This is a genomic window from Halomonas maura, from assembly GCF_030409305.1.
In the GTDB taxonomy this organism is placed as follows: Bacteria; Pseudomonadota; Gammaproteobacteria; order Pseudomonadales; family Halomonadaceae; genus Halomonas; species Halomonas maura.
On record NZ_JAUFPQ010000018.1, the window covers coordinates 248,174 to 261,108 of the forward strand.

Annotated in this window: 12 protein-coding genes; 1 reads left to right on the top strand and 11 read right to left on the bottom strand. The window is 67.0% G+C overall.

The annotated features are described in order from the left end of the window. Positions 1-103 precede the first annotated feature (103 nt). Positions 104-1,912: a tetratricopeptide repeat protein gene (locus QWY76_RS13255; protein ID WP_290311745.1), complete on the bottom strand. Its 1,809-nt coding sequence runs from the start codon at positions 1,910-1,912 to the stop codon at positions 104-106. Positions 1,913-2,270: 358 nt separating this feature from the next. Here QWY76_RS13255 and QWY76_RS13260 point away from each other — a divergent pair, with 358 nt between their 5' ends. Continuing rightward, positions 2,271-2,939: a GNAT family N-acetyltransferase gene (locus QWY76_RS13260; RefSeq protein ID WP_290311746.1), complete on the top strand. Its 669-nt coding sequence runs from the start codon at positions 2,271-2,273 to the stop codon at positions 2,937-2,939. A gap of 136 nt (positions 2,940-3,075) precedes the next feature. Here QWY76_RS13260 and QWY76_RS13265 read toward each other — a convergent pair whose 3' ends face one another. From QWY76_RS13265 to QWY76_RS13305, 10 genes are all read right to left on the bottom strand, one after another. After that, the gene (locus QWY76_RS13265) at positions 3,076-5,280 is read right to left on the bottom strand and encodes a xanthine dehydrogenase family protein molybdopterin-binding subunit (protein WP_290311747.1); all 2,205 of its coding nucleotides are present in this window, start codon (positions 5,278-5,280) and stop codon (positions 3,076-3,078) included. Continuing rightward, positions 5,277-6,275 (bottom strand): FAD binding domain-containing protein, encoded by a 999-nt coding sequence (locus QWY76_RS13270; protein ID WP_290311748.1) that lies wholly within the window; start codon positions 6,273-6,275, stop codon positions 5,277-5,279. The genes QWY76_RS13265 and QWY76_RS13270 overlap by 4 nt, the downstream gene beginning before the upstream one ends. Then, positions 6,272-6,796, bottom strand: a complete 525-nt coding sequence (locus tag QWY76_RS13275) for a (2Fe-2S)-binding protein (protein ID WP_290311749.1) — start codon at positions 6,794-6,796, stop codon at positions 6,272-6,274. The genes QWY76_RS13270 and QWY76_RS13275 overlap by 4 nt, the downstream gene beginning before the upstream one ends. A 246-nt stretch (positions 6,797-7,042) precedes the next feature. Further along, the gene (locus tag QWY76_RS13280) at positions 7,043-7,894 is read right to left on the bottom strand and encodes a GNAT family N-acetyltransferase (protein ID WP_290311750.1); all 852 of its coding nucleotides are present in this window, start codon (positions 7,892-7,894) and stop codon (positions 7,043-7,045) included. Positions 7,895-7,998: 104 nt separating this feature from the next. Then, the gene (locus QWY76_RS20185) at positions 7,999-8,112 is read right to left on the bottom strand and encodes a DUF1294 domain-containing protein (RefSeq protein WP_494337409.1); all 114 of its coding nucleotides are present in this window, start codon (positions 8,110-8,112) and stop codon (positions 7,999-8,001) included. A 103-nt stretch (positions 8,113-8,215) separates the two neighbouring features. Continuing rightward, on the bottom strand, positions 8,216-9,532 hold the full coding sequence (locus QWY76_RS13285; protein ID WP_290311751.1) for a diguanylate cyclase: 1,317 nt from the start codon (positions 9,530-9,532) through the stop codon (positions 8,216-8,218). Positions 9,533-10,061: 529 nt separating this feature from the next. Beyond that, on the bottom strand, positions 10,062-10,685 hold the full coding sequence (locus QWY76_RS13290) for a class I SAM-dependent methyltransferase (protein ID WP_290311752.1): 624 nt from the start codon (positions 10,683-10,685) through the stop codon (positions 10,062-10,064). A 61-nt stretch (positions 10,686-10,746) separates the two neighbouring features. Then, entirely contained in the window at positions 10,747-11,811 is a 1,065-nt protein-coding gene (locus QWY76_RS13295) for a patatin-like phospholipase family protein (RefSeq protein WP_290311754.1), read from the bottom strand. 90 nt (positions 11,812-11,901) lie between these two features. Next, positions 11,902-12,291: a VOC family protein gene (locus QWY76_RS13300; protein ID WP_290311755.1), complete on the bottom strand. Its 390-nt coding sequence runs from the start codon at positions 12,289-12,291 to the stop codon at positions 11,902-11,904. A 97-nt stretch (positions 12,292-12,388) separates the two neighbouring features. Continuing rightward, positions 12,389-12,877: a LabA-like NYN domain-containing protein gene (locus QWY76_RS13305; protein WP_290311756.1), complete on the bottom strand. Its 489-nt coding sequence runs from the start codon at positions 12,875-12,877 to the stop codon at positions 12,389-12,391. Positions 12,878-12,935 lie beyond the last annotated feature (58 nt).

Below are 12,935 nucleotides of genomic sequence, written 5' to 3' on the forward strand. Positions count from 1 at the left end.
GTGTGCGCCGCTTCGACTCGGGTCACGCGTCACCCGTCACCCTGAAGCGCAGGGCACACGCGGGCAGGGACGTCGAGCCGGCGAACCGGAGGGTGCCCTGGCCTCAGGTCACTATCTCCCATCGGCACGGCCGCTCGGGCTGGTAGCTGCAGAAGCTCCCCGTCCGGATCGAATTCTCCAGATGCCGTTGGAGGCCTGGATGGGCCTTGCCGATGCGACGGATCGCATGGCGGATCCGCCACGTGACCGTAGAGCGTGCCCGCTCGGCGAGATCGCCCACCCTGCGCAAGCGCCCGCCGATCCCCAGCGCCCTGGACAGTGCGTCGACGAGATGGTCGAGGTCTCCGCGCAGTGACTCCGCTCGACCGATATCGTGCATGTCCTCCGCCTCGGCCAATTCCTCCTGGAGCTCGCGGATCCGCTGGCTGACCTCCAGGCGGCCGCGTTCGTCGAGAACGGCGGCGCCCCTGTCGGCGTCGCTGCGCCCGGCGAGGTCGAGGCAGTGAAACTCCTTGCCCGGCCGCGCCAGCAGTCGCGCCAGATCATGCAGCCCCTTCAGGTCGGGGAGCGTCACGGCCACGCCATCGAAGACCAGGTGCCAGGCATTCTCCTCGTCCTCGCGGCGCATCGACGCTTCGAGGGGCCGGGCAACGGCAGGCGCGTTGCGCGCACCAGGCCAGACCTGCCTGAGCGCAGCGCGGTAGCGGTCACCGAACCACGGTCGCAATGGTGCAAGGTTCCGCTCGACATCGTGGAGGGAGACGCCCGGGCGCGTTTCCACGAAGCGGGATAGTGCGGCACGCGCCCCTTCCAGCTCTCCGGCATCCGCGAGGTACACGGCAAGTTCGCGGTACGCCCAGGTCATTGCCGGGTTCTCGGCCAGCGCGCGTTCGGCCCACGCCACCGCCTCGGCGGAGCGCCCGGCGTAGAAATGCGCGTCCGCGATCCCCATCAGGTTGTTGAAGACCATCGGATCGACCGGGCTTAACCGGATCGACTTCTCGAATGCCGCGATGGCAGGTTCGACCTCGCCTGCGTAGAGGTGGGTGTAGCCGAGGCGCGACAGGGCCCAGGCATGCGTCGGATCGATCGCCAGGGCGCGCTCGGCCAGGAGTCGCGCCTCGGTGAACGCCCCTTCGAGAAGCGTGCGAGCGGCGGCCATCGCGGCGAGCGTTGTCGGATCGTCGCGTCCGTGCACGGCCGCCGCGGCAACCAGCCTCTGGGCCGCGGCCCGGTCGTCCTCACTGCCCCCCCAGAGGTAGACCACGCGCTGCGCATGGGCCCAGGCCGCCAGCGCGGCAGCGCGGCCGAACCCGGGATCGAGGGCGAGTGCCTGGTTGAGGAGTGCCAGCGCCTCGGCATTGTCCTCGGCGCGGTGGGTCCAGAGGTGGGGGTAGGCCTGGAGCACCAGGTCACGAGCGGCCAGGCTTTCCGTGGGCCGGGCGTGAGCGCGGGCAATCTCCTCTTTGCGGATCCGCGGCAAGAGCCTGCCGATCACCGCTTCGGTCACCGAGTCCTCGAGGGCAAAGGGGTCATCCGATGCCCCTTCATGGCATGCGGACCAGAGTGCGCGTCCCGTGGCGAGTTCGGACAGCTCCGCGGTAACACGAAGCCGTGATCCGGCATCGCGGATGCGGCCCGTCAGCAGGTAATCGGCGCCAGTCGCCTCGGCCACGACACCGGGCTCGGCGCCTCGGGCGGCCATCGCTCGGGCGGTGGCGTGGGCCAGCACGGTGAGTTCGCCGGTGCGACCGAGGGCACCGCTCAATGTCTCGGCGATACCCTCCGCGACCGAGGCATGTTCGGGACGGTCGGTGGCAAAGGGGAGAACCACGATCGTGGGACCGCCCTTGTCTCGAGCTGGAGCACGATCCGCCTCCGGGATGCCGCCCTTGTCGACTGTGGTTGTCATGCGCGCTGCTTCCCGGCCGGGCTACCCGACCACCCGTATCACCTCAGAGCCGATGGCGAACGTCAGGACGGCGATCACTGGCGTCGCCCACGAGCCTCGGGGTTGCGAAAGCGATTCCTCTGCCTCACATCGTGAGGCCCCGGCTCACGCCTTCCAGGATGAAAGACGGCGGCAAGCGTCGGGTACCCAGAGTCTAGCGCGCCCGGCGCCTCCAGTCGGCTTCGCAAGCCCTGCAAGAGGACGATGTCATGGCAAGATACCGATACCCGCTGCCGCGGCTCCACGGCGGCCTGTGGCGAATCGCGGCCGGCCGGGGCGTGGGTCGGGACGACTGCAACGGCACCGGAGGAGGTCGGCAATGGCGTACCTGAGCAAATCGCTCGTCCCCGGCGTCGGCATCCGCCGGGCGGAGCGCGGAGATGCGATCGAGATCGCGCGGCTGTTTCTGATCTCGTCCGATGGTCTCGCCGCCTACATCTGGGGGGACCAGGCGGACGCCGGTCAGTCGCTCGAGGAGATCGGCGCCGGGCGCTACGCCCGCCAGGGCGTGGCCTTCTCCTACCAGAACTGCCTGCTCGCCACCCGTGACCAGGAGATTCTGGGCATGATCCATGCCTTTCCGATGCCCGAACGAGCGCCGGGCGACGTCGAGACCGATCCGGTGTTGCGGCCCTACGCCGAACTCGAGGATCCGGGGTCGCTGTATATCTCGAGCCTTGCCGTCCATGCCCCTTACCGGCGGCATGGCGTCGGCGAGGGGCTTCTGGAAGGCGCGCATGCGCTGGCACTCCGCCGGGCGCTGCCCCGCCTTTCGCTCATCTGCTTCGAGCGGAACGCCACCGCCCGGGCCTTCTATGCCCGTCGTGGCTTTCGGGTCGTCGACCGGCGCCGGATCGTTCCGCATCCTGCGCTGCACTGCCGAGACGGCGACGCGCTGCTCATGGTCTGCCCAGCAGGCGCCCGGGCGGCCGCGTCCCGCACGGCCCGGCCCGATGGGGATGCACACTACGGAGGGCTTCGATCCTGACCATGGGGAATCCGGCTCCGGGCCATCCCGACAACCGACGCAAGCGACAGCATGGCCACCACCCGGGACCTCGTCCCCCCCTGGGAAGGGGGGTGCCGGAAGCGCGACCTCGCGCCGAGCTGGCCATGGCTGCGGGCTAGAGCAGGGTCTCCAGGGTGATCGGGAGGTCGCGGACGCGCTTGCCGGTGGCGTGGTGGACGGCGTTGGCGATGGCCGCCGCGATCCCGGTCAGGCCGATCTCGCCGATGCCGCGGGCGCCGAACTCGTTGAAGCGGTAGTCGGGATAGTCGAGCAGCTCGACGTCGATCTCGGGCATGTCGGCATGCACCGGGATCCGGTAGTCGGAGGCGTTGGCGTTGATCAGCCGGGCGTCCCGCGGGTCGTAGTCGAGCCCCTCGAGCAGCCCCATGCCGATGCCCATCACGATTGCGCCTTCCACCTGGTTGCGCGCCGCGACGGGGTTGATGGCCCGGCCAATATCGATGCTGCTGACCACGCGGGCTACCCGCAGCCGGGAGATGCCCGGGTCCCAGCGTACCTCGACGAAGTGGGCGCCGAAGGAGCGGAAGCTGAACTCCCGGCGCTCGTCCCCCGGCGCGGCGCTGCCCTCGCCGGTGACGCCGGAGAGGCGGTGGCGCGCGAGGATCTCGGCGAAGTCGGCCTGCCGGCCGTCGGCCTGGAGGGTGCCGGCCTCGACGTCCAGCGCCGCGGGAGCGAGCCCCGCGAAGTGGCCCCCCGGCCCGGTGGCGACCTCCTTGAGGGCTGCCAGGGCCTCACGCGTGGCGGCGGCGACGGCCGGCAGCGCGGAGGCGGTGGTCATCGATCCGCCGGAGAGCGGGCCGGCAGGGAGGCGGGTCTCGCCCAGCCGGACCTCGACGCGTTCGACCGGCACGCCGGTGAGTTCGGCCACGGTCTGGGCGACGATGGTGTAGGTACCGGTGCCGATGTCCTGGGTGCCGCAGGCCGCGACTACCGAGCCATCGGCGCGCAGCGTCACCTCGGCCGCACAGGGTTGGCGCCCGGCGAACCAGGTGGCCGAGGCCATGCCCTGGCCGATGATCTCGTCGCCGTCGCCCATGCTGCCGATCGCCGGGTCCCGCGAGGCCCAGCCGAACCGCTCGGCCGCGCTTTCCAGGCAGCGGTCGAGGTGCTTGCTCGACCACTGCAGGCCGCGCTGCGGGTCCCGGTGCGCGTAGTTCTTCAGGCGCAGGGCCAGCGGGTCCATGTCGAGGGCCACGGCCAGCTCGTCGATGGCACTCTCCAGCGCGAACACGCCGGACGCCTCGCCCGGGGCGCGCATCGGGCAGGGGGTGCCGTGATGGACCGACAGGATGCGCTGGCGGGTCGCGACACTGTCGCAGGCATAGGCGCTGGGCGTGGCGCCCCCGCAGGCATCGACATAGCGGTCGACGGAGGAGGTCTCGGTGAGGCTGTCGTGCTGGATCGAGGCCAGGGTGCCGTCGAGCTCGGCACCGAGGCGGATGCGCTGGCGCGAGGCGGGGCGGTGGCCGGTGGTCATCATGTCCTGCTGGCGGGGCAGCACCGTCTTGACCGGGCGGCCCAGCATCCGCGCGGCCGCGACGGTGGCGACGGCGTGCGGCCACATGAACAGCTTGTTGCCGAAGCCCGAGCCGATGTAGTGCGAGATCACCTCGACCCGCTCCGGCGGCAGGTCGAAGATGCGCGCCAGGGCGTTGCGCTGGTAGAAGACGCCCTGGGTCGATTCGTGGACGACCAGGCGTTGGTTGGCCTCGCGCCACTCGGCCAGGGTGGCGTGGGGTTCCAGCGGCAGGTGGCTCTCGGCCGCCATGGTGTAGGTCTCGTCGAGGATCACCGGGGCGATGCCGAAGGCGAGTTCGGGCTCGCCGCGCGTATAGTGGCGAACCTCTTCGCCCTCGTCGTCGCTGGCCGCCAGCCCGGTCATGACTCCCGCTTCCTGGTGGTAGCGCGCCTCCACCCGGAAGGCCGCGGCCCGCGCCTGCGCGAAGGTCTCCGCGACCACCAGGGCGATGTACTGGCCGTGATAATGAATCCGGTCGTCCTCGAAGGGCAGGCGTACCTCGCTGACCGCATCGCCCTGGCGAATGCTGTTGGGCGAGCGATGCAGGTCCGGAAAGTGCCCGTGGTGGAGGATGTCCACCACACCGGGCATGGCGCGGGCGGCGTCGAGTGTCAGTGACTCGAGCGTGCCATGGGCGATGCTCGCCGGTACCGGATAGCCGTAGAGCATGCCCTCGAGGCGATGGTCGACGGTATAGTCGGCGCGGCCGGTCAGCTTGTCGACGCCGTCGACGCGCGGCGTGCGCCGGCCGACGACATGGGGCTCGGTGATGTCGCTCATGTGGCGTCCTCCCCGGCGCGCCGGGCGGCCTCGCGCAGAGCCCGCACGATGGCCTGGCGCGCCAGCGGAATCTTGAAGGCGTTGTGGGCGAGCGGCTGGGCATCGGCCAGGGCGACGTCCGCCGCCGCCGCGAAGGCGGCGGTGTCGGCCCGCTTGCCCGCCAGCAGCGCCTCGGCCTCGCGGCAGCGCCAGGGCTTGGTGGCCACGCCGCCCAGTGCCAGGCGCGCCTCGCCGATCAGGTCCTCGTCCAGCGACAGCATGGCCCCGGCAGAGGCCAGGGCGAACTCGAAGGAAGCGCGATCGCGCAGCTTGACGTAGGCCGTGCCCAGCGGCATGAGCGGCGGCGCGAGGGTGACGGCGACGATCAGCTCGTCGTCGAGGTCGTGCTCGAGATGGGGTGTCGTGCCGGGCAGGCGGTGGAAGTGGGCGAAATCGATCTCGCGCTCGCCGTGGGGGCCGTGCAGGGTGAGGGTGGCGCCGATGGCGGCCAGGGCCACGCACATGTCGGAGGGATGCACCGCCACGCACTCGCGGCTGCCGCCGAGCACGGCATGCATGCGGTTGACGCCGTGCCGGGCGTCGCAGCCACTGCCCGGCTCGCGCTTGTTGCACGCCGCCGCGGCGTCGCGGAAGTAGGGACAGCGGGTGCGCTGCATGAGGTTGCCACCGGTGGTGGCCATGTTGCGCACCTGGGTCGAGGCACCGGCCAGGATCGCCTGGGACAGCAGGGGGTGATCCGCGAGCACGTCCGGGTGGTAGGCGAGGTCGGTATTGGTCACCAGGGCGCCGATGCGCAGGCGGTCATCGGGCAGGCGTTCGACCGTGGTCAGCGGCAGGGCATTGATGTCGATGACCCGGGAGGGCTGCATGACGTCGAGCTTGACCAGGTCGAGCAGGGTGGTGCCGCCGGCCACGAAGGCGCTTCCCGGCTCGGCCTGCCGGTGCTCCACCGCGCGGGCGACGCTGTCGGCCCGGGCGAAGGCGAAGGTCCTCATGCGTCGCCCCCTCCTTCCTGCGCGTGCCGGCGCAGGCGGACGTCCTGGATCGCCGCAAGGATGTTCTGGTAGGCGCCGCAGCGACAGAGGTTGCCGCTCATCGCCTCACGGACCGTGGCGACATCGCCGGCGATCCGGTGATCCTCGAGCAGCGCCACGGCGGACATGATCTGCCCCGGGCTGCAGTAGCCGCACTGGAAGGCGTCGTGGTCGAGGAAGGCCTGCTGGATCGGGTGCAGGTGACCCGCCTCGGCCAGCCCCTCGATGGTGGTGACGGCCTGGCCCTCGCACATCACGGCCAGGCGCAGGCAGGCGTTCATCGCCCGGCCATCGACATGCACCGTGCAGGCGCCGCACTGGCCGTGATCGCAGCCCTTCTTGGTCCCGGTCAGCCCGAGCTGCTCGCGCAGCACGTCGAGCAGGATGGCGCTGGGGGAGACCTCGATGGTGATCGGGTCGCCGTTCAGGGTCAGGCGGACGGTCACGGCCGCCTCTGGGGGATGCGCGGTAGTCTCCTGCATGCCGGCTCCTTGTCGGGTATCGGCACGTCGGACTCCGTGACGACACCGGCACACCTTGCCGCCGGGCAAGGCGAATGTCTTTCAAGCTAGGTGAGGTCCTCGGGAGCGACAAGGCGACAGGGCGCCTCCTGGCTGACCCTTGGGCAGGCTGGCCCGGGGGAGGAAGGCTGGGCACGGCGTGTCACCGGCGTCAGTGAGACATCGTGCTCCTCGTGCATGGTCTGATCGATCACGGCTGTGCCTCGGTCAGCCGATTTCAAACGACGCCACACCGAAAAGGCGATGTAACGGGATATCGGGAGCATCCCCCGTATACATCCTGGCGGTTTCAAATGACACCTTCATCTCATGCTTCTCCGCCAATGCAACAGCCGATGCATTGATGTCCGGCACATCCAGGAAAATCGGTTCTGACGCACTGGCGTTGGATGCTAAGGCCAGAAACAGGGATTCTGCCAGGTCCGGAGTGTCCGCCAGGAGGGGGGCTATCTTGTAACCGTTTCGGCATTTTCGCATGACACCATAACCGGCCAGGTTGCCATTCTGCATGATGCCTAGCGCATGACAATCGGGCTGGCTGATCCAGGCCCTGGTGAACTGCGGCCTGCTGGCAGGGAAAAAGGGTTGGTCATAGGTCTCAATCGTTTCGAAAGGCAAAGTGGAGAGTGCTGTAATCTCCGGGCCGTGGGGTGGTACTCCACCACCCAGCCCCTCGTAGCGGATGTTGCGATAGGCCAGCTTGAAACCGGATTTCTTGTAGTTTTCCTGCTGGTCAATGACGCCGTCAAGGCCTATGTTCAGTCCTTGAAGATATTGAAGCCCTTCGTTCCATATCTGGATGCCATACCCCTTTCCACGGTATTCAGGCTTGACAATGTAGAAGCCGAGAAAGCCAAAAGCATCATCGTATTTGATCACGGAGATGGTGGCTATGGGTTCGTCGTCAAGCAAACCGATGAGAAAACCATTCGGGTCGGCTGCATAATAGCAATCAGCATCGTGGAGGCCTGGATTCCATCCTTCCTTTTCGGCCCATTCAATCGCGAGATCTACTTCTTCTCGACTCATCACCTCGACACTGTAGCGGTTGTGTTTCATGGTCTCCTCTCCAGTCGTTGACAACCCCTTGGTGGATAAACGGCTACGCCTGTGGTTGCTCCCACGAACCCATGCACACCGCAGTGAATCACCACCCTACACCATCAGTGGGTTTGGAAAGCGCCCTTGCTGGTCTTGTGGCGAAACATCTGTTGCACCTGAAATGCACGAGGCAAGCCGCCTGGCAATGCATGGAGCTGCAACACGAACTTGCTCATTGTTACTCACCAAAGTTCCGGAAAGCCTACCAACGCGACGACTGAAAGGAGGTGTCGCTCGACGCTCATACCCTCTTGCGGAGTAGAATCTCTCGTCCACCACTCACACGGATGCTATCACCCGGTTGCGGCCATGATCCTTCGCGCGATACAAGGCCAGGTCGGCGCTTTTCAGCAAGGTGTCGGGCGTGTCGCCATTGCCTGTCGAGGTGGCAACCCCCAGGCTGATCGTCACCTGCGCCGTCCGCTCTCCATCGATGTGGAAGACCCTGGCCTGAACAGCGCCCCTCACGCGTTCCGCCGCCTGCCGCGCGGCTTGCGCGTCACATTCCGGCAGTACGATGACAAATTCTTCGCCACCAAACCGACACGCCTTGTCCGTTTCGCGCAGGTTTTCCGCCAGTGTCTGGCCGACCGTTCGCAAGGCTTCGTCCCCCGCCTGGTGGCCATGGGTATCGTTGTAGCTCTTGAAATGATCGATGTCGCCGAGTATCAGGCTGACAGGCTTTCCGTATCTCTCCGCTCGCCGAATTTCCTCGGCAAGCAGCCGATCGAACTCTCGCCGATTGTACAGGCCGGTCAAGCCATCGGTGCTCGCCATGCGCTCCAGGGTGTCTTCCTGTTCACGAATCTGCTTCGTCATCTGGTTGAAGGCATCGGCTACATTGGCAAGTTCACGGGGAATCTGCACCTCGATCCGATGGTCGCGGTCCCCGCCAGAAAATCGCATCGAGCCGGCCGCCAACTGATCCATGCTGCTAACGAGTGAGCGGTTGATCACAACGACGCCCAGGAGCGCGCCCAGGATCGAGAGGGCCAATCCAGTCGCGGCCAAGTACTCCGAGAGTGTCAGGCTGGCCAATGCCTGCTGGTGCGTATTCTCGTTTCTGATGCGCACCGCGTCATGAACGGTTTCAAGGTGATGGGCAAGGCGATTGATAAGCGCTTCGAATTCCTCGATCTCCTCGCCAACGATGGCATTGGCACGCAGTGACTCGCCCGACAGGATGGTGCCTGACAGGGTCGATAGCTCACGCCATTCGTCCTGAGTCTGGTTGATGGTGGATATATCGAACCCTTGCTCCTGCATGGCGGCGGTAAGCTTTTCCAGGTCCCTGTCGATCTGATCGGCCTTGTTCTGGTATGCGATCTTGCGTCGTTCCTCGCCGTCAATCGCGAAGTCGATGACCGATTCCGATATGTCCCAGAGAGACAGCTGCACACTCTGCAACGGTTGCAGGATTTGTCGCTGTTTCGAGGCGACCTCGACCAGCGGCTGGATGATCGCGCCATGATAGAGAACGTAACCTGCCATTGCGGAAATGAAGATCGGGGCAAGGCTCATCAGCATGCCGGTCGCTAGCCAGAACTTCAGCGAGCGACGCCGCCAGAATGCCGGTATCTTGTTTATCCTGCTCATGCACCCTCCGCAACGCTTGCATGGGCTATCGAGATTCTTTGGTGAGGTCGGTTTCGATCCTGGAGCATGAAGTGGAAGCTCTTCGGTGCCTCGAGTCGTCGGTGGCAGTCAGGTTGATTCGCCTAACGGGGGATAGGTCGCCTGTCTTGTCATTGGGTTGACGTGCCCGCCCCTTATTCGGGTCAAACCGCACGCCGTTCACGGCCCGATCCACTACCATCCTGAGAGGTGAAGCACGGCTCGGCAGCCTGGCGCCGATAGCCGTGCCGGCTACCTGATCCGAATGAACGAGCCTGCCGCCCTTGCCGGGAGGTTCCCTTCGGGTCGGAGCCATCCTTCCATGTCGCAAGAGACCTGCTTGTCCATGCGGGGCATCCTGGCGGAGTCCCGAATTACCCTTGGCCCCACTATAGTGGGTGTTCGGTGTCGATGAGGGAACGGCCTTCAACGCAGGGGAAGGCAGGGCGTGATCGCGTCTGGCCTCGACAGCATGGTCGGGATTGAAGAGCCGGCGCGGATGGGCGCGGACTCAGCTGTCGACGCGACGCCGGAAGTGGGCGAACAGGAAGGATTGGGGCTTGCCGTCCGGGGTGTGGTGGGTCTCGAATTGGTGGCTCATCCGCTCGAAATCGGGGTCGAACCGAGCGGCCAGCGTGTCGGCGTCGTAGCGGACCACATCGAGGCCGCTGCAGCGGGTGGGGCCTTCCGGGCCGAAGGTGGCGATCACCAGGTGCCCGCCGGGGACCAGGCTGTGCCGCAACTGTCGGACATAGGCGGTGCGTTGCTCGGGGGTGACCAGGAAGTGGAACACTGCCCGGTCATGCCAGAGACCGTAGCGTCCCGCCGGCAGGGCGCCCCGGGTGATGTCGGCCACCCGCCAGGTGACCCGCTCGGCCGCGTCGCCGAGGCGGCACTTGGCCACCTTGAGCGCCTCGGGCGAGAGGTCCAGCACGGTGAGGTCGCGATAGCCCCGGGCGAGCAGGTCGTCGACCAGGGTGGCTTGCCCGCCGCCGATGTCGATGATGGCCGTCTCCCGCGACGGTGCCGCCGCCTCGATCAGCCATAGCGAGGTCGTCAGGTGAGGCTGGTACCAGCTGAGCCGGTCCGGGGCCTTGTTCCGGTAGATCGCGTCCCAGTGGGTCTGACTCGTCACCGCTATGCTCCCCGAATCGCTGGACTTGCCGAGGGCGAGCACCTGGCCCCTCGGCGTGAACTCATGGACCGGGCGTGACACCCTCGCTGCTGGCAAGTGGCTGGAAGGTGTCGTCGAACACCCTGTCCAGGTCTAATGTGGAGTGCCGGCCGATGGCCTCGAAGTGGTCGGCGAGCCAGCGGTCGGCCCAGGCGCGGCCGAGGTCGTGCAGCCGCGAGACGAAGGACCATTCGGCGTTCATCTTGCTGGAGGCGCTGAGCTCCTCGATGTCGTGCTCGGCGTGGATCAGGTGCAGGCGCATGGCCCGGAAGCGTTCGAGTTCCAGGTCCTCGGCCTCGATCAGCCGTTGCAGCAGCTGGATGCTGCGCAGCTCCTTGATCAGGCTCGAGTTGAAGGTGATCTCGTTGATGCGGTTGAGGATCTCCCGGGCGGAGTCGGGCAGCTTGCGGCGCACCAGGGGGTTGACCTGGACGACCACCAGGTCGCTGCAGCCGCGCTCGTCGACCAGCGGGAAGAGCGCCGGGTTGCCGCTGTAGCCGCCGTCCCAGTAGGCCTCGCCATCGATCTCCACGGCGGGATAGAGATTGGGCAGGCAGGCCGAGGCCATGAGGGTGTCGACGGTCAGCGCGGGCTGGCGGAAGATCGTCGCGCGGCCGGTGCGCACGTTGGTGGCGGTGACGAAGACCTTGATCTTGTCGCAGGCGTTGACGCAGTCGAAATCGATGCGCTTCTCGATGAGGTCGCGCAGCGGGTTGATGCCCAGGGGGTTGAGCTGGGCCGGGGTGACCAGCCGGGTGAGGCCCTCGAAGAACAGGTAGCCCGGGGAGTGATCCAGGCTGTCGTCGCCCATCAGCCGGTCCCAGAAGGTGCGCTGCAGGGGCGAGAAGCGGGCCATCTCGCTCACCGAACGCCAGAAGGCGAGCAACGCCTCCCGCGCGCCGTCGCGGCCGCCCTTGTAGAGCCCGTCGGCCAGGATCACGGCGTTCATGGCGCCGGCGCTGGTACCGCTGATGGCGTCGATCTCCAGCCGGTCGTCCTCCAGCAGGCGATCCAGGACGCCCCAGGTCAGGGCCCCGTGGGAGCCGCCGCCTTGCAGCGCCAGGTCGATGCGCTTCCTTTCCGTCATGCCTGTCCCTCTTGCCAGGTGGGTTCCCTTGCCGGCCCCTGTTGCAGTGCAGTGTAGATGGCGCGGTGGACGCATGCCTGGGGCGAAGGGTCAATCCACTTCGCCATAGGGGCTGGCCAGCACCACGGTATAGCCGTCGGGGTCGTGCAGCCAGCATTCGCGATGGTTGGCCTGGGGGTTCACATGGGGCTCGCGGAGGATCCAGGCCTCCATCTCGCGGGCCCGGTCCACGGCGTCATGGAAGTCCTTGACCTCGAACCAGAGCAGCACGCCGTGTCCCGGGCGCACGAAGGAGGGCTCGAGGTTGGGGTGGCCATGCACCTCCCAGAGATGCAGTTGCAGGAAGAAGGTGTCGTCTCCCGGCATCATCAGCTGCTCGTAGTCGTCGCCGTCATGGACGCCCACGCAGCCGAGCAGCGCCTCGTACCAGTGGCGGCTGCGGGCGATGTCCTCCACGGCGATCAATGGCTGTACACGCATCTTCGTTCTCCCGTGCCCCTGAGTCCCCGCATACCCTTTGACCGCCTGCCTCCCGGGAAGTGGCGCCATCGTCCTGGCATGGTCGCAACCGCTGACTCTAGTGCTCCGGCCGGCCCAGCAGCAGGTTGCCCTCGATGGGTACGAAGCGGCTGGCCGACTGCATCAGGGCGCCGGCGGTGAGGGTCGGCACCCCGTAGACTTCCACCGCCACGCCGAACTTCTCGCGCAGGCGATCGGCCAGCAAAGCGAAGTCGCCGTCCCCCGAGGCCAGCACCACCACGTCCACGTCGCCCGCGTACTCCATGGCATCCAGGGTGATGCCCACGTCCCAGTCGCCCTTGGCCGAGCCGTCGGCACGCTGGATGAACGGCTTGAGCTTCACCTCGAAGCCGATGGCCCGGAGGATGTTCTGGAACTGGCGCTGCTTCTCGTCGCCGCGGTCGATGGCGTAGGCGATGGCCTTGACCACCCGCCGGCCGGCGCTCGCCCGCGCCCACAGGGCGTTATAGTCGACGTTGCGCCGATAGGCCTGGCGACTGGTGTAGTAGAGGTTCTGGACATCCAGCAGGATGAGGACGTTGGGCATGGCGGGGTCCTGACGAGACATGGAGCAGTCTGCGATACCCCATCTTGCCGGAGGCGGG

Coding starts and splice junctions, on each gene's coding strand:
- QWY76_RS13255 (WP_290311745.1), bottom strand. CDS start 1,912: ATGACAACCACAGTCGACAAGGGCGGCATCCCGGAGGCGGATCGTGCT.
- QWY76_RS13260 (WP_290311746.1), top strand. CDS start 2,271: ATGGCGTACCTGAGCAAATCGCTCGTCCCCGGCGTCGGCATCCGCCGG.
- QWY76_RS13265 (WP_290311747.1), bottom strand. CDS start 5,280: ATGAGCGACATCACCGAGCCCCATGTCGTCGGCCGGCGCACGCCGCGC.
- QWY76_RS13270 (WP_290311748.1), bottom strand. CDS start 6,275: ATGAGGACCTTCGCCTTCGCCCGGGCCGACAGCGTCGCCCGCGCGGTG.
- QWY76_RS13275 (WP_290311749.1), bottom strand. CDS start 6,796: ATGCAGGAGACTACCGCGCATCCCCCAGAGGCGGCCGTGACCGTCCGC.
- QWY76_RS13280 (WP_290311750.1), bottom strand. CDS start 7,894: ATGAAACACAACCGCTACAGTGTCGAGGTGATGAGTCGAGAAGAAGTA.
- QWY76_RS20185 (WP_494337409.1), bottom strand. CDS start 8,112: ATGAGCAAGTTCGTGTTGCAGCTCCATGCATTGCCAGGCGGCTTGCCT.
- QWY76_RS13285 (WP_290311751.1), bottom strand. CDS start 9,532: ATGAGCAGGATAAACAAGATACCGGCATTCTGGCGGCGTCGCTCGCTG.
- QWY76_RS13295 (WP_290311754.1), bottom strand. CDS start 11,811: ATGACGGAAAGGAAGCGCATCGACCTGGCGCTGCAAGGCGGCGGCTCC.
- QWY76_RS13300 (WP_290311755.1), bottom strand. CDS start 12,291: ATGCGTGTACAGCCATTGATCGCCGTGGAGGACATCGCCCGCAGCCGC.
- QWY76_RS13305 (WP_290311756.1), bottom strand. CDS start 12,877: ATGCCCAACGTCCTCATCCTGCTGGATGTCCAGAACCTCTACTACACC.